We start from the raw sequence: 14,893 nt of genomic DNA, 5'->3' as shown, positions 1-14,893 counted from the left end.
TGGGTCCGTCGCTCGACGGGCCCACCCTCCGGCTCTCTGCACCCGGCGCGGCCCTCCAGGGGTCAGGACCTGCGCCGGGGGCTGGCGACGCCGCCGGTGCAGCGTGCTGGTCAGCGTGCGGATCTGTGGCCGGGTCAGCGGGCGAAGAGGGAGCGCGTCGCGTTCTCGTGCTCGAGGTAGGCGCCCGCCACCCGCGAGGTGAGGCCCCCGATGTCGGAGATGACCTCGTTCATGCGGGCCTGCGCGCTCTGGTAGTCGTGCATCACCCGGACGAACTCCGCCTTGGCCGGCCCCTCCCAGGCGCCGTCGAGCGAGGCGAGGCGACCACGCAGGGTCGCGACGTCGGCCTGGATGCTCGGCCAGGCGGTTGATGTCGCCGGCGGCTGCGGCGATGACCTCGGTGTCGACGATCGAGCGGGACATGGTGGCTCTTTCGGGGTCGGGACATCCGGTCTGACGTCCTCTCCCGACCGAGGCTAGGTCGGCCCGCGTCCACGCCTCGGCCGTCATCCACAGGGCCGGAGGTTGTCAGGAGGCTGCCCTAGGCTGCCGGGGTGACCGTGTGGATCGACGAGCCCATCTGGCCGGCCCACGGTCGGCTCTTCGCCCACCTCGTGAGCGACAGCTCCTACGCGGAGCTGCATGCCGTCGCGCGGGCCGCGGGGCTGCACCCGCGCTCGTTCGACGGCGACCACTACGACGTGCCCGACGTGCGCTGGCACGACGCCGTCGCCGCCGGCGCGACCCCGACGTCCGGGGTCGACCTCGTCCGCAGGCTCAACGCCTCGGGCCTGCGGCTGCGCAAGCGCAAGCACGACCGCGGCGTGGCCCGTCAGCTCGACGTCCCCTTCCCCAACGGCTCGAGCGACGTCGACCTCGTGGCCTCGAGCGTGCCCGCCGACGAGCGGCGCGTCTTTGCCGCCATGGTCTTCGTGCGCGACTCCCGCGGCGACTTCGCGGCCGTGCACAGCGTCCGCCGAGCCGACTGGGGATCACCGGGTGGCTGGCGCGAGCCCCACGAATCGCCCGTCGAGAACGCCGTGCGCGAGACCCGGGAGGAGACCGGGCTCGTCCTCGACCCCGCGCGTGTGTTCCCTTGCGGCTACGAGCGATTCACGCCGCGCACCGATGACAACGTCATCGACGTCGCCAAGCCCTATCTCCAGGTCTTCCGCACCGAGCTCGACACGGCGCGGCCCCCGCTCAGCAACGGCGACGACGGCATCCACGCCACCCGCTGGCTGACACCGCAGGCGTATGCCGCCCACTGCGGTGCCCTCTTCTGGTGGCCGCTCGCGGTCGAGGTGTTCGCCGACCTGCGGGGTCTGGTCCCCGCCCCGTGACGCGCGTATGCCGTCCGCCTGGGCCAGGCGGACGGCATACGGGAGCAGGCGCTCAGCGCTGGTTGGTGAAGGACAGCGCGACGTCGAGGTCGGCCTCGCGCAGCATGCGCTGCACGGCCTGGAGGTCGTCGCGGCTCTTGCTCGAGACGCGCAGCTCGTCGCCCTGGATCTGGCTCTTGACGCCCTTGGGGCCTTCGTCGCGGATGAGCTTGTTGATCTTCTTCGCGTTCTCCTGGGAGATGCCCTCCTTGAGGGGCGCGTCGAGGTGGTACTCCTTGCCCGAGATGCGCGGTCCGGCCTCGGGGACGTCGAGGTGTTTGAGGCTGACCTTGCGCTTGACGAGGTGGGTCTGCACGACGTCGAGGACGGCCTTGCAACGCTCCTCGGTGCTGGCCTTCATCTTGATGACCTCGCCGGCGAGCTCGACGGAGGCGCCGACGTTCTTGAAGTCGTAGCGCGTGGCGATCTCCTTGCTCGCGCTGTTGACGGCGTTGGCGATCTCCTGCTTGTCGAACTTGCTGACGATGTCGAACGAGGAATCGGCCATCTGGGGCTCCTTCGGGTCGGTTGCGGGGTGGCTGTCGGAGGGTCCGGCGAGGCTCGTCCGAGGGGGTGGGGGAGGTCGCTTCGACCTCGATTTCGGACGGCGCTCGATCTCTTGCTATCCTTCCATGCGCACGGGGCAGGTTGTCCGAGCGGCCAATGGAAACGGACTGTAAATCCGTCGCGAGAGCTACGAAGGTTCGAATCCTTCACCTGCCACCATCTGCACAGAAGGGCCCCTGACCAGCGGAAACGCCGGTCAGGGGCCCTTCTTCGATTCCCGCGACACGGAGGAGGAGCGACCGTCTCGCGGGAGTGGCGCGAGCCGCCCGCGGGCTCACTGCTTGAGGTGCCCCGTTGCGGTGAGCTCTACGGGGATCTCGGAGACCTTGGGGTTGCCGTGCTGGCCGACCCTGCCGAGCACGCTGGAGGCCTGGTCGGCCCACGTTCATCCCGAGGGGATGAGGTCAGGCGGGCGGGGCGCTCCTAGCGTGGTGGGCAACGCAGTCACCGCCGAGCGGCGGGCTGCACCCCGAGGCGTCACTCCACCCGCGCGCACTTGATCCACACCCGACCCACCACCACCACCACCACAAGGAGAAACTGACATGACAGTCAACATCGACGAGCTCGGTCCGGTGGACTGGATCGTCGTCGAGTTCGAGGGCACCAAGCTCAACGGCGACATCGCGCCGATCCTCAAGGACTACGTGGATCGCGACCTCATCCGCGTGCTCGACCTGCTCTTCATCAAGAAGGATGAGGACGGGGGATTCGAGGCGTTCGAGGCCACCGATCTCGAGGACTCCGAGATCGGTGAGCTGCGTTCCTACGAGACCGAGTTGGCGATGTTGCTCAGCGAGCAGGACGTCGCCGACCTGGTCGAGACCATCGAGCCGGGCAGCTCCGCCGCCGTGCTCGTGTGGGAGAACCTGTGGGCCGCTCCCTTCGGCGCAGCCGTGCGCCACGCCGGGGGCCAGCTCGTGGCCAGCGGCCGCATCCCGATCCAGGCGGTCATCGCCGCCATGGAGTCCGACGAAGAGGAAGGAGCCTGACATGCCACTCGCAGCCAGGCGTAGGAGAAGGACAGTGGCCGCCGTCGGCGGCGCGGTCGTGGTCGCGCACGGGATGCACCGTCGCGGCGAGCGTCGTGAGGACCGGCGGGACGATCGTCGCGACCGCCGCTGACCCGTGACTCGGGCGTGGGGTGGTCCGTCGAACGGGCCACCCCATGGCGTGTGTGCCCGTGTCGCGCCGCCGGACCCCGCAGCAAACGGTGCCGGCGGGCTCAGCAGCGATGGTATGCCGTGAAGGTGCACGCGCTGACCCGGTGACGGTCGGCGCAACGAGGTGGGGAGGGTGTGATGGGTCCCGCGACGACGGTCGACGGGGGACGAGGAGCTCGCCCGCGCGCCACGTCCCGCGCTCGGCGCTACCTCGTCGCCATCGACGACCAGCCCCGGGCGCGCCGCGCGAGCGACGTGACGACCGTCGTCCTCGGCGCTGCGCTCATCGTCTGGGCCGTGGCGGTGCACGTGCAGGGGAACGGCGCAGGGTCGACGGCGTCGAGCCTCCCCCGCTGCCCGGGTGGGTGATCTCGACGCTCCACCTCGTCAACACCGCGACGCTCCTCTTCACGACGGCGGTCGTCGTCGTGCTCGCGCTCGCGCGCCGTGGGTCCGCCCTGCGTGATGTCGTCGCCGCGGGTGCGCTCGCGGTTCTGGGCACCGTGGCGTGCATGGCGGCCTACGGAGAGCTGTGGCCGATCCCCTTGCCGGAGTATGCCGCCGACCCCGTGCCGCAGTTCCCCGTCCTGCGCGTCGCCGCGGTCGCAGCAATGCTGCTCGCAGCCGCGCCCCACCTCGCCAGACCGATCCGCCGGGTCGGGTGGGTCCTCGTGCTGCTCAGCGGAGTCGCCGCCCCCGTGCTGGGTTTCGGGGAGCCGAGCGGCTCGATCGGTGCGGTCGGCATCGCCATGGTCAGTGCGGGCGCCGTCCTGCTGGCGTTCGGGTCTCCCCGCGGCTACCCGTCCGTCGCCTCGGTGGCAGAGGCACTGACCGATCTGGGCCTCAGGCTCACCGACCTCCGGGTCGACCCGGACCAGTCGTGGGGCGTGCGCAGGATGGTCGGCACCGCGAGCGACGGGGGACCGGTGGAGGTCAAGGCCTTCGGCCGCGACGCCACCGACTCGCAGCTCGCGGCCCGGGCCTGGCGGCGGCTGGTCTATCGCGGAGAGGACAGTACCCTCGCGTTCTCACGACTGCAGTCTGCGGAGCACGAGGCGCTGGTGACCCTGCTCGCCCAGCGCGCCGGTGTGACCGTCCCCGACGTGCTGGCGGCCGCCAGCACCTCCGGCGAGGTGGCCATCCTCGCCACCCGCAGCCGTGGGGCTCGGCTCGATGCCGTCGACCCCGACACCATCACCGACCCCGATCTCCTCGGCCTGTGGCAGGACCTCATGCGGCTGCACGACTCGGGCATCAGCCACGGCGCGCTCGACATCGGCGCCGTGCGCAAGGACGAGGACGGCCTGGTGCTCGGGGAGTTCGCCTCCGGCTCACTGCACCCCGGTGAGCGCCAGAAGCGCCTCGACACCGCCCGGTTGCTCTTCGTGCTGGCGCAGCTGCTGGGGGTGGACCGAGCCGTCACGACGTCTCGCACGGCTCTCGGTGACGACCAGTTGGGCGCCACCCTGCCCTACCTGCAGACCCCCGCGATGCCCTCGAGAGACCGTCGCCACCCCCACGTCACGGCACGTCAGCTCAAGGAGCTGCGTGCCCGCGTGGCCGCCGAGACCGGTGTCGCCCCGACCGAGCCGGTCAAGCTCCGTCGGGTCGGCCCTCGCGACGTCCTGACGCTCGCCGTGCTCATGCTCTTCGTCGGAGCCATGCTTCCCGTGCTGGCGGGAGTCGACTACGCCCAGCTCTGGGCGGAGCTGCAGGGAGCCATCTGGTGGGTCCTGGCCTGCGCGGTCATCCTGGGGCAGGTCGTCTTCCTCCCGCAGGCGGCCTCGATGATGTTCTCCGTCGGACGATCGCTCCCGTTGCGCCCCGCCACCACCCTCCAGAGCGCCATCGCGTTCATCTCGTTCGCCATCCCCGGGGTCGCCGGCCGCGTCACGATGAATGCGGCGTTCCTGCACAAGTTCGGGGTGTCCCCCGCTGTCGCGGTGACACAGGGTGGCATCGACGGGCTGTCGGGTTTCATCGCGCAGCTGGTCATCCTCGTGGTGGCGTTCGCGACGGGCACGGTGGTCTTCGACGTCTCCGGGGCCTCGGCCGCCGAGGTCGACTGGCAGCTCCTGCTCGCGATCGTGCTGCTGCTCGCCGTGGTCGCGCTCGTCGCGCTCTGGAGGGTTCGGCGGCTGCGCGACCGCGTGCTGCCGGTGCTGAGGTCGGCCTGGACCGCGCTCGCCGAGCTGATGAGGTCCCCGTCCCGCGCCATCGGCCTCTTCGGGACCCAGCTGCTGATCCAGCTGATGTGGGGCCTCATCCTGTGGGCCAGCCTCGCCGCGGTCGGCTCACCCCTCGGCCTGCTGTCGTGCACGGTCGTCGTCGTGGCGACCAGCCTCTTCCAGGGCATCGTCCCCATCCCCGGCGGGATCGGCGTCTCGGAGGCGCTCATGGTGGGGCTGCTCGTGCCGCTCGGTGTCTCCGCCGAGGTGGCGATGGCGGCCACGGTGGTGTGGCGCGTGGCGACCTTCTACCTCCCTGCCACCGAGGGTTTCTTCGCCTCGAGGTGGCTCGAGCGCCACGGCTACCTCTGATCGTCAGGGGGCTCGAGCCGGAGGGCGATCCGCTCCTGCGCGAGGCGCTCCTGCTCGGTCGCCAGGAGCTCGAGGGCGCGCACGTCGGCAGTGGTCGGTCGCGAGGTGTCGAGCGCTCGTGGCCAGAGCCGCAGGTGCAGCACGACCGCGGTCTCTGCGCTGTAGAGCAGCGCCTGGCTGACGAGGTAGAGCAGCGCGAAGCTGCCGGCGACCGTGGCGAAGCTGCCATAGACGGGGCCCGCGTTCGACACCAGCCGCGCGAGCAGCCGGCCGCCGGTCGAGAGCACGAGCGTGACGGCGAGCGCGCCCGCCGCCGCGGCCAGCCAGGTGGTGCGCACGGTCACCGGTCTGGCCACGAGCAGCTTGGCCGCACCGACGAGCACGAGGAACACCACGGCATACGTGGAGGTCGGCGCGTAGACGCGCTGCAGCGCCTCCTGGTCGGGCAGCGCCGCAGCGGCCACGGTGAGTCCGGCCACGACGACCCCTGCCGTCAGCACGACGACCAGCATCAGCAGGACCCGTGCGTAGCGGGAGACGAAGCCGAAGCGTGATCGCAGCGGCACGCCTGCCACGTGGTTGAGGGTCTCGTAGGCCGAGAAGACCACGCCGGTGCCGGAGAAGAGCAGCCCGAGCAGGCCCACGGCGAGCGGGAGCCCGGACGACGGCATGGAGGTCAGCGCCGTGTCGACCGTCTCCTGCAGGCGTGGCGGCACGAGAGCCTCCACCATCTCGGCCCGCAGCGCGTCGTTCTCGACGAGCACCCTCGAGAGCACGGACACCGCGACGAGCAGGAGGGGGAAGATGCTGAGGAACCCGTAGTACGTGATGAGTGCCGCGTGCCGCCCGCCGGCGTCGTCGCCGTACTTCTTGACCACCGCGTAGGGGAACCCCAGCACGGTGTGGCGACGTTGCAGCGCATCCGCCCACGCCAGCAGACGCCCGTATGCGTTCGCCCGGCTCGGGTGCGCGTCTCCACCTCCCTGCTCCGCTGGCATCGGCGCGGGTGGGCTACGCCCGCGACGGCGTCGGCGCCGACCGGAAGGACGAGACGAGGATGTGCAGGCTGAGCAGCAGGACCCAGATCGGGAAGAGCAGCACGGCCCACACCGTCTGCGGCGGCGCAAGGAGCAGCACCACGGCGACGACGTAGCCGACCGCCACGAGCCACCGGGGCACGATGCCGGCCCGCCGACCGAGGTTGGTCACGACCATCGTGAAGACCGCGGCCATGCGCACGCCGAACGTCGCCAGCAGTGACGTGCTCACCGCTCCGACGAAGCGGACGTCCTCGAGCGACACGGTGCCGGGTCCGTCGTAGAGGGTGAGCAGGGCGCCGACGTTGGCCGCCGCAGCGAAGAGCATCGCGACGAAGAGCAACCCGGAGCCGAGGAAGGCGGTGGCGAACAGCTTGTCCTCGCGTCGTCCGAGACGGGAGCGGATCACCCCGATGAACCACAGGAAGGCGATGCCGGCGTAGGGGGTCAGGCCCATCGCCAGCGAGACCTTCTGGCGGCGTGAGTCGTCGGTGATCCACTGGAAGCGGACCTCGGCGGCAGGGAGCGCGAGATAGAGCAGGATCACGACCGCTCCGAGGATGAGGGCGAAGGCGATCCCCGCGATCGCGGCAGCCCTCGGCGTGCGGATCTCCTCGAGGATCGGTGACGGTCGACCCGGGTCGTCGATCGTGTCGTCGTGCGGGTCGTCGTGCCGGTCGTCGTTCGGGTCGCTCGGGCCACCCGCGTCGGGCTGCGTGCTCACCCTCCAGTTCTAGCCCGGCCCGGTGCCCCGGTGCGTCCTCCGATGAGGACGATGCTGCGGCCCGACCGAGGCGAGCCGGACCAAGCCGAGTGAGTGCCGGGGGAGAGCCAGACGTGACCTGTCGCACGAGTTGGCCGAAAGCCCGGAGGCGCCTCCGAGCACCGTGCCATGCTCCGAGCATGACGTCCGCACCACCGGCCCGGTCTGGTGTCGAAGGCCGTGCGCAGCGGGAATCACCTCAGCAGGCCAACCGACGCGTCGTCCGGCAAGGCCTGCTGGCCCGGCTCGCTGCGCCCGGGGTCCCTCCGGTCGTCGTCATCAGTGGACCCGCGGGGTCGGGCAAGTCGACCCTCGCCGCGCAGCTCCTCGACGTGGACGACCGCGCCCATGCGGTGGTGCGCCTGGCGAGGCACGACGACGACCCCTCGGTGCTGGCTCTGCGCCTCGTCGACGCGCTGCGTGGGATCGGTCCCGACGCGCCCTCTGCCCGGGCGGCCATCACGGCCTCGGAGCCCGGCTTCTCCGCCCTGCTCCTGCCCACCCTCCAGAGACTGGCGGCGTCGCGGGAGCAGCCCTATGTGCTGGTCCTCGATGACGCCCACCTGGTGCGCCACGATCAGTGCCTCGACCTCGCGGCAGCCCTGGCCGCCGGGGTCCCGTTCGGATCCAGCGTCATGCTGCTGACCCGCGAGGCGACCCCCGCGCGACTGGCCCGCGCCCGCGCGGACGGTCGCCTGCTCGAGCTCGGCCCCGCCGACCTGTCGTTCGACGTCGAGGAGGCCACGGAGCTGCTGGCCAACCTCGACCTGCGTCTGACGGCATCGGACGTGGCCTCCCTGGCCGAGCACACGCAGGGCTGGGCGGTGGTCCTCTACCTCAGCGGGCTGGCCATCCAGCGGGACGGATCGCCGTGGGGCGTGACGAGCAGTCCCTCACCGCGCGGGTCTGACCGGTTCATCGTCGACTACCTGCGCACCGAGGTCCTGGGTCCCCTCCCCGAGGTCGAGAGATCCTTCCTGGTGCAGACCTCGGTGCTCGACGAGCTCGACGCGGGCCTGTGCAACGCGGTGACGGCCCGCAGCGACTCCGCCGCGATCCTCGCGTCCCTGAGCCGGAGGACCCAGCTCGTCGTGTCCGGCGACCACGAGGGGCACTACCGCTGTCACCACCTGCTCCGCGAGGTCCTGCTGGAGGAGCTGGCCGAGCGCGAGTCGGGCCTGTGGGCAACGGGGCACCGACGGGCCGCCCACTGGTTCGCCGACGGCGACGACGTGGATGCCGCCGTCCGCCACGCGGCGGCGGCTCCCGATGTCGACCTCGTCGCGGAGCTGGTCTGGTCGGGCATCGTCGGATGCGTCGGCTCGGGTCGGCCCGAGCGACTGAAGCTGTGGCTCGGCACCCTGTCGGAGCACCAGATCTCGGCGAACCCCTGGTTGTCCCTCTCTGCAGCCTGGTCAGCCCTCCAGTCGGGAGATCCCGACAGCACGAGACGCTGGCAGCTGAGGTCGCAGGCCCACGCCGGGCGCGACTGGCGCTCGCGAGCGACGTCGGAGGAGTATGCCGCGTCCCTGGCGGTGCTCGTGGCGCTCGTGGGCGCGGGCGGGCTCGAGGACACCGCCTCCCTGTGCGAGACCGCCCTCGTGGGCCTGCCACCGGACTCCGGCTTCCGCACTGCCGCGGCCTTCCTGCGGGGAGTGAGCCAGACCCTGCTGGGTGATGCTCTGGAGGGCCGGCAGAGCATGCTGGAGGCCGAGTCGCTGGCTCGAGCACTGCAGGTGCCGATCATCCAGGCCGACGCCTTGTCGTGGCAGGGCGTGCTGGCCGTCCTGTCCGGCGATGCCAACCGCGGCTCCCAGCTCATCGCCGAGGCCCGCGACGTCATCACGGACCATCACCTCGAGCGGCTCGCCAGCTCGGCGCACTGCGTCACGGCCCAGGCCCTGCTCGATGCACTCGCCCATCGCCGCGAGGCGAAGCTGACCTTGGCGAACGCCCTGAGGCTGACGGCGCTGATCCCGGAGATCGCTCCGTGGTTCGCAGTGTGCGGACGGCTCTTCCAGGCCCGCTCCGCCGTGCTGCTGGGCGACGGCGCACTCGCCCGCATCCTGATCGCTGATGCCCGCAGGGCGATGACGCCCGATCTTGCCGCCTCACTCGCCAACGACCTGCTGGTGGACACGGAGGCCGCCCTGCGTTCGCTGACCCGCGACGGGGTCTCGGCCGCAGCCCTCACCACGGCGGAGATGCGGGTGCTGCAGTTCCTGCCCAGTCACCTGACCTTCGCGATGATCGGCGAGCACCTCTTCCTGTCCCAGAACACGGTGAAGACCCATGCGCTGTCGGTCTATCGCAAGTTCGCGGTCGTCTCGCGCTCCGAGGCGGTGGCGGTCGCGCAGTCGTTGGGTCTCGTGGACGGACCGGCACGCGACTGAGCGGCCTTGCGGGTCATCCGGATCGGACGATGTGGGGCGCTCTGACGCAGGCCGAGACTGAGGTGTGTCGGCGACACGCGTCGATGGGACAAAGGACCCGCAATGAACACTCAGGCTGACTGGCTCTCGTGGCGTCGGGAATTCTCCGCGACCGAGATCGCCACGGCGCACGAGCCGCTGCAGTCCGGCGCCATCACCCAGCAGGCGTTCGACGCACTCAAGGCGAATGCCCTCCGCTGACGATCGGCCCGCGGAAGCCGCGGCCCGGCCGTCCAAGCGCCCGTCCACCGTCCGCAAGGACGTCGGGGCGGGCGCGGTCCTGGGACTGGTGAGCGTGCCGGACGGGCTCGCCTCCGGACTGCTGGCGGGGGTCAACCCCGTGGCCGGGCTCTACGGCTACCTCTTCGGGACGCTGGCCGGCGCCGTCACCACCAGCTCGGTCCTGATGTCCGTGCAGGGCACGGGCGCCATGGCCGTCCTCATCGCCGACGTGCCCCAGGTCCGAGAGGGGGCGGACGCGACGTCGGCGCTGGTCACCCTCGGCGTCCTCACCGGGCTGGTCATGCTGGCCGCCGGGCTCCTCCGGCTCGGTCCCCTCGTGCGGTTCGTGCCCAACGCCGTGCTGACCGGCTTCATCAACGCGGTCGCCGTCAACATCGTGCTGGCGCAGCTGGCCGACTTCACCGGCTACGACGGCCAGGGAGACAACCGCGTCCTGCGCACGTTCGACACCCTCCTCCACGTGGGCTCCTTCCACTGGCCGACCGTCGCCGCCGGAGCGGGCACGGTGGGCCTCATCCTCGTGCTCGAGCGGACCCGGCTGCGGGGCCTGGGCATGGTTCTGGCAGTGATCGGGGTGTCGGCGGTCGTCGCCGCGATCGGGACTCGGGGGATCGCCGTCGTGAGCGACGTGGCGCTCATCCCGGACGGACTGCCACGGCCTGAGCTGCCGGCGCTGGGCCTCGTGCCCGACCTCATCGTGCCTGCGCTCGCGCTCGCCTTCGTGGGCCTCGTCCAGGGGGCCGCGATCAGCCAGTCGGTGCCCAACCCCGACGGCAGCTATCCCGAGGTGTCGCGGGACTTCGCAGGCCAGGGGGTCGCCAACCTCGCCTCGGGTGTGTTCCAGGGCGTGCCGGTGGGCGGCTCCATGTCGGCCACGGCCATGGTGCGAGAGGCGGGGGCGCGCAGTCGCCTCGCCAACATCATCGCAAGCGTCGTGATGGCGCTCGTCATCCTGCTCTTCGCCGACATCGCCGGGCTCATCGCCATGCCGGCCCTGGCCGGGCTGCTCATGCTCGTGGGCTTCCGCACGTTCAAGCCCGAGCAGGTGCGCATGGTCTGGCGCACGGGCGCGACACAGGCCACCGTCATGTCGACGACGTTCGTGCTCACCCTTTTGATCCCGTTGCAGTATGCGGTCCTCGCCGGAGTCGGGCTGTCGGTCGTCCTCTTCGTGGCGCAACAGTCCAACAAGGTCACCATCGTGCGCTGGGAGCTCGAGGAGGGTGCATCCCTCCCTGTCGAAGTCGCCCCGCCACCGGTGCTCCCGGCTGGCGAGATCGTCGTTCTCGTGGCCTATGGCAGCCTCTTCTTCGCATCGGCTCAGGTCGTCGAAAGCCAGCTGCCACAGGTGGTTCCGGCATCTCGAGGTGCCGTGGTCGTCCTGCGTCTGCGGGGCAAGGAGGACTTGGGCAGCACGTTCATCCAGGCGATGGTCCGCTACCACGAGACGCTTCGCGCGGCTGGTTGTCACCTCGTGCTCGCGGGGGTGGGCGACGCCGTGATGGGCCAGCTGACCCGCACCCGGGCGCTGGACTCGCTCGGTCGCGCGAATGTGCTGCCCGTCGAGGCGACCGTGGGGGCCTCGTTGCAGGCGGCGATCTCGCGAGCGCGCGAGCTGCAGGGTGCGGGCGCTGCCTAGGGCGGCGGCACGGCCGGGCTCGGGCCATCGGCACAGCGGTCGCCCGGCCCGATGAACAGGATGCACGAACCGATGTCCGCGGGCAGCACGCCGGAGAGCACCTCGATCTCGTAGCCGACCCCGGAGCCACTGATCCGAGGCGACGCCACCGTCAGGACGGGCGCGCCGAGCAGCTGGGTGTCCGGATCCGCCTGGCCCAGCACGGCTCTCAGCCGGCACGACGACAGCCCGCTGCGGGGGTCCCACCAGAGATCGAGGAAGGTGCCGGTCGCGAGGTGCCCCACCCGCTGGGGGGTGTCGTGCAGGACCCAGATGGTCGACGGCGAGAGGTCGGTCAGCGTGAGCCCGCGAGCGTCCGCCATCGCTCCTCCGGCCACCTGCACGAAGGTCACGGCGGTCCGGGCCGCGTGAGCCAGCTCGGCCAGCTCGCGGCTGCCGGGTGGCGTCCGGGACGAACGCATCACGTCACCTCGGGCCGGCCTGGCCGCGCGTCGAGACGGCCGCACCGTAGCGAGCGGCGAGGGGAGCGGCAGTGAGGCCATGGGCCACGACACTGAGCAGCACGGTGACCGTGACGATCGCCACCGCCTCGTCGGCCACCGACCCGAGGGCTTCGAGGGCCAGCAGCGCGAAGACGAGGGAGGCCAGTCCTCGAGGGCCGAACCAGCCGATGAAGGTGATCGTGCGCCGATCGAGGCCCGCACCGATGGAGGACAGCGCGACGGGCAGCATGCGCACGACCGTGAGGCTGAGCACTGCGTAGACGACGATCAGGACACTGCTCCGCTCCAGCATGATGGGCACGGCCACGGCGCCGAAGGCGAGCCACACGAGTGTCGACACGAGGTCGCCGGCCTGCCCGAGGAAGACCAGCTCCTCTGGAGCGCGCCTGCCCGCGGTCGCACCGAAGGCGATGCCTCCGCAGAAGGCGGCGACGAAGCCGTTCCCGCCCAGCGACAACGCAGCGGCGTAGGCGAGCAGCGCCAGCGCCAGCACGGCAACACCCGTGAACCCCTCGGAGGCCCAACCTCGTTGTCGGGCCCGTCGCAGCAGCCACCCGCCCGCTGCCCCGACCGCCACACCGACGGCGACACCGAGGAGCAGCTGGATGACCGCGTGCCCGGCGCCCTCGACGCTCTCCAGACCCGCGCTGGCGGCCGCCCCGGCGATCGCCACCATGACGACCGGCGTCGCGATGCCGTCGTTGAGGCCGCTCTCGACGGTGATGAGCTGCCGGATCCGTGAGGGCACAGCAGGATTGGTCACCACCGCCACCCCCAGCGCCGCATCGGTGGGGGCGAGCGCCGCGCCGACGAAGAGTGCGAGCCACAGCCCGAGCTCGGGGAAGAACCACGCCGCGAGAGCCCACCCGAGTGCCATCGTCAGGGGAAGGCCGATGCCGAGCAGCCGCAGGTAGCGGCCGACGTCGTGGCGCAGGTCCTGCAGGGGCAGTCGGGCAGCGTCGGAGAAGAGCACCCAGACGAGTGTCATCTCGACGAGGGGGGTGACGGCCTCGGGAGCATCCGGCCCGTCGACGAGGCCGCTCCATGCCAGCAGGGCTCCGAGCACGACGAAGATGATGGGAGCGCTGAGGTCGGCGTGCTCGAGGCGTCGGGCGACCAGACCCCACCCGAACAGTGCCGCGGTGATGATGGCGACGACCGTGATGTCCATGGATCTGTGCCTCCTGCGCCGCGCCGGGTTGTGCCGGCTCCGCCCAGCATCTGCCCGTGAGTGGTGGTGCTGCATCCTCCGGCTCGGATGAGAGCCGGAGGGTCTCGACGTGAAACGGAGCGTCAGCGGCCTGCGGCCGCAGGCCTGCCGGATCCGTGGCAGGCGAGCCAGGTCCTGCCGCTCGAGCACGTGCAGAGGTCACCGTTGCCACGCCTAGCGTCGGCTGCGGCATACCAGCTCCGCAGGGCCGTGGCATCCCTGCCCTGCCTCAGCAGGGCCGCCATCACACGCATCGGGGCGTCGACGTGGCGGAAGAAGAGCTGGTAGCCCTCGCAGAGGTAGTGCAGGCCGGGCTCCCCGTCGGGTGTGCTGATGAAGCGGTCCTTGGGGCAGCCGCCGTTGCAGGCGAAGCGCACGTCGCACGACCGGCAGTAGGCCGGCAGGCTGTCGAGCTTGGACTGTCCGAAGGCCCGCTGCCGTGGCGAGTCGACCAGCTCGAGCATCGTCCGTCCCTGCCTGATGTTGCCGAGGAGGTAGTCGGGCTCGACGTAGTGGTCGCAGGAGTAGAGGTCACCGTTGTGCTCCAGCGCGACCGCATCGCCACAGGTGCGGGCGTGGACGCACAGGCCCACCTGGTCCATGCCCATCCAGTGGGCGAGCGCGGTGTCGAACATGGAGACGAAGACGTCGCCGACATCGTGGCGGGCCCACTCCTCGAAGACGTCGATGAGGAACTGGCCGTACTGCGTCGCGCCGACGGTCCGGTGGGTGACGAGGCTGCCGTCCTGGACGTAGAGAGGCCGCTCGCCGGGCCGTCGTCCCCAGCCCGACTCGACCAGGGGGAGAAGCTCCGGAGTGACCCGCTCCACGATGGGGATCAGCTGCACGTACGTTGCTCCGAGCTCGTCGCGCAGGAAGGTGTAGACCTCGCGGCCGTGGTCACCGTTGGCGGCGTTGACGGTCGTGAGGGCGTTCCACTCGACGCCGTGACGCTTGAGGGCGTCGAGACCGCGGATGACCCGGTCGAAGGTGGGCTTGCCCCCCTTGTCGACCCGGTAGGCGTCGTGCATATCGCGCGGCCCGTCGATCGAGACACCCACGAGGAAGTCGTTGTCACGCAGGAAGCTGCACCACTCGTCGTCGAGCAGGGTGGCGTTGGTCTGCATCGTGTTGAGGATGCGCTGCCCGGGCGCCGCGAAGCGCTGCTCCAGCTCGAGGGTGCGCCGGAAGAAGTCGAGACCCATGAGCGTCGGCTCGCCGCCCTGGAACGCGACCACGACCTCGTCGACCCCCCGCTGGGCGGCGAGGAGCTGGCTGATGTAGGCCTCGTGCACCTCGGGCGCCATCCGGAAGCCGCTGCCGGGGTAGAGCTCGTCCTTGGAGAGGAAGAAGCAGTACTCGCAGTCGAGGTTGCAGATCGCCCCCGTGGGCTTGGACATGACGTGGAAGGCCC

14 protein-coding genes and 1 tRNA gene are annotated in these 14,893 nt (G+C 71.0%); 8 read left to right on the top strand and 7 right to left on the bottom strand.

Features of this window, described 5'->3' with window-relative positions:
• Positions 1-134: 134 nt before the first annotated feature.
• On the bottom strand, positions 135-332 hold the full coding sequence (locus LG278_RS17060; RefSeq protein ID WP_404393700.1) for a WXG100 family type VII secretion target: 198 nt from the start codon (positions 330-332) through the stop codon (positions 135-137).
• Between the two features lie 222 nt (positions 333-554).
• Here LG278_RS17060 and LG278_RS17055 point away from each other — a divergent pair, with 222 nt between their 5' ends.
• Positions 555-1,343 carry a DUF4031 domain-containing protein gene (locus LG278_RS17055; RefSeq protein ID WP_404388681.1) on the top strand — a complete coding sequence of 263 codons (789 nt, stop codon included), beginning with the start codon at positions 555-557 and terminating at the stop codon, positions 1,341-1,343.
• 52 nt (positions 1,344-1,395) lie between these two features.
• Here the strand turns inward: LG278_RS17055 and LG278_RS17050 are convergent, their stop codons facing one another.
• A complete protein-coding gene (locus tag LG278_RS17050; RefSeq protein ID WP_404388680.1) occupies positions 1,396-1,890 on the bottom strand; it encodes a YajQ family cyclic di-GMP-binding protein in 495 nt (164 codons plus the stop codon).
• Positions 1,891-2,024: 134 nt separating this feature from the next.
• Between LG278_RS17050 and LG278_RS17045 the strand changes: the two genes are divergently transcribed.
• The 4 genes from LG278_RS17045 (at position 2,025) to LG278_RS17030 (ending at position 5,652) form a co-directional block, all read left to right on the top strand.
• Positions 2,025-2,108 (top strand) — tRNA-Tyr (locus LG278_RS17045).
• Positions 2,109-2,494: 386 nt separating this feature from the next.
• Positions 2,495-2,941, top strand: coding sequence for a DUF6325 family protein (locus LG278_RS17040; RefSeq protein ID WP_404388678.1), 447 nt, complete (start codon positions 2,495-2,497; stop codon positions 2,939-2,941).
• Between the two features lie 309 nt (positions 2,942-3,250).
• Positions 3,251-3,481, top strand: a complete 231-nt coding sequence (locus tag LG278_RS17035; protein ID WP_404388676.1) for a hypothetical protein — start codon at positions 3,251-3,253, stop codon at positions 3,479-3,481.
• A complete protein-coding gene (locus tag LG278_RS17030) occupies positions 3,478-5,652 on the top strand; it encodes a lysylphosphatidylglycerol synthase domain-containing protein (RefSeq protein ID WP_404388675.1) in 2,175 nt (724 codons plus the stop codon). The genes LG278_RS17035 and LG278_RS17030 overlap by 4 nt, the downstream gene beginning before the upstream one ends.
• Here LG278_RS17030 and LG278_RS17025 read toward each other — a convergent pair.
• Both LG278_RS17025 and LG278_RS17020 read right to left on the bottom strand, forming a co-directional pair.
• Positions 5,643-6,551, bottom strand: a complete 909-nt coding sequence (locus LG278_RS17025) for a YihY/virulence factor BrkB family protein (protein ID WP_404388674.1) — start codon at positions 6,549-6,551, stop codon at positions 5,643-5,645. The genes LG278_RS17030 and LG278_RS17025 overlap by 10 nt on opposite strands.
• 112 nt (positions 6,552-6,663) lie before the next feature.
• Positions 6,664-7,413 (bottom strand): hypothetical protein, encoded by a 750-nt coding sequence (locus LG278_RS17020; protein ID WP_404388673.1) that lies wholly within the window; start codon positions 7,411-7,413, stop codon positions 6,664-6,666.
• Between the two features lie 179 nt (positions 7,414-7,592).
• Here LG278_RS17020 and LG278_RS17015 point away from each other — a divergent pair, with 179 nt between their 5' ends.
• From LG278_RS17015 to LG278_RS17005, 3 genes are all read left to right on the top strand, one after another.
• The gene (locus LG278_RS17015) at positions 7,593-9,845 is read left to right on the top strand and encodes an AAA family ATPase (RefSeq protein ID WP_404388671.1); all 2,253 of its coding nucleotides are present in this window, start codon (positions 7,593-7,595) and stop codon (positions 9,843-9,845) included.
• A gap of 102 nt (positions 9,846-9,947) precedes the next feature.
• The gene (locus LG278_RS17010; protein WP_404388669.1) at positions 9,948-10,085 is read left to right on the top strand and encodes a hypothetical protein; all 138 of its coding nucleotides are present in this window, start codon (positions 9,948-9,950) and stop codon (positions 10,083-10,085) included.
• The gene (locus LG278_RS17005) at positions 10,072-11,766 is read left to right on the top strand and encodes a SulP family inorganic anion transporter (protein ID WP_404388668.1); all 1,695 of its coding nucleotides are present in this window, start codon (positions 10,072-10,074) and stop codon (positions 11,764-11,766) included. Before LG278_RS17010 ends, LG278_RS17005 begins: the two co-directional genes overlap by 14 nt.
• On the opposite strand, the gene LG278_RS17000 is transcribed toward LG278_RS17005, so the two are convergent.
• The 3 genes from LG278_RS17000 to LG278_RS16990 form a co-directional block, all read right to left on the bottom strand.
• Entirely contained in the window at positions 11,763-12,227 is a 465-nt protein-coding gene (locus LG278_RS17000) for a hypothetical protein (RefSeq protein ID WP_404388666.1), read from the bottom strand. The two genes, LG278_RS17005 and LG278_RS17000, sit on opposite strands and share 4 nt — an antisense overlap.
• Positions 12,228-12,231: 4 nt before the next feature.
• Complete coding sequence (locus LG278_RS16995; RefSeq protein ID WP_404388665.1) at positions 12,232-13,440, bottom strand: cation:proton antiporter; 1,209 nt, start codon at positions 13,438-13,440, stop codon at positions 12,232-12,234.
• A gap of 122 nt (positions 13,441-13,562) precedes the next feature.
• A complete protein-coding gene (locus tag LG278_RS16990; protein ID WP_404388663.1) occupies positions 13,563-14,879 on the bottom strand; it encodes an anaerobic sulfatase maturase in 1,317 nt (438 codons plus the stop codon).
• Positions 14,880-14,893 lie beyond the last annotated feature (14 nt).

The organism is Humibacillus xanthopallidus (assembly GCF_044793955.1).
Lineage (GTDB): Bacteria > Actinomycetota > Actinomycetes > Actinomycetales > Dermatophilaceae > Humibacillus > Humibacillus xanthopallidus_C.
The sequence above is the reverse complement of the archived record's forward strand: the minus strand, read 5'-3'. Positions and strand labels throughout refer to the sequence as shown.

What these genes read in the sequence shown, in the direction of transcription:
- LG278_RS17005 (WP_404388668.1), top strand. Translation starts at nt 10,072, where the DNA reads ATGCCCTCCGCTGACGATCGGCCCGCGGAAGCCGCGGCCCGGCCGTCC.
- LG278_RS16990 (WP_404388663.1), bottom strand. Translation starts at nt 14,879, where the DNA reads ATGTCCAAGCCCACGGGGGCGATCTGCAACCTCGACTGCGAGTACTGC.
- LG278_RS16995 (WP_404388665.1), bottom strand. Translation starts at nt 13,440, where the DNA reads ATGGACATCACGGTCGTCGCCATCATCACCGCGGCACTGTTCGGGTGG.
- LG278_RS17015 (WP_404388671.1), top strand. Translation starts at nt 7,593, where the DNA reads ATGACGTCCGCACCACCGGCCCGGTCTGGTGTCGAAGGCCGTGCGCAG.
- LG278_RS17035 (WP_404388676.1), top strand. Translation starts at nt 3,251, where the DNA reads ATGGGTCCCGCGACGACGGTCGACGGGGGACGAGGAGCTCGCCCGCGC.
- LG278_RS17000 (WP_404388666.1), bottom strand. Translation starts at nt 12,227, where the DNA reads ATGCGTTCGTCCCGGACGCCACCCGGCAGCCGCGAGCTGGCCGAGCTG.
- LG278_RS17010 (WP_404388669.1), top strand. Translation starts at nt 9,948, where the DNA reads ATGAACACTCAGGCTGACTGGCTCTCGTGGCGTCGGGAATTCTCCGCG.
- LG278_RS17040 (WP_404388678.1), top strand. Translation starts at nt 2,495, where the DNA reads ATGACAGTCAACATCGACGAGCTCGGTCCGGTGGACTGGATCGTCGTC.
- LG278_RS17050 (WP_404388680.1), bottom strand. Translation starts at nt 1,890, where the DNA reads ATGGCCGATTCCTCGTTCGACATCGTCAGCAAGTTCGACAAGCAGGAG.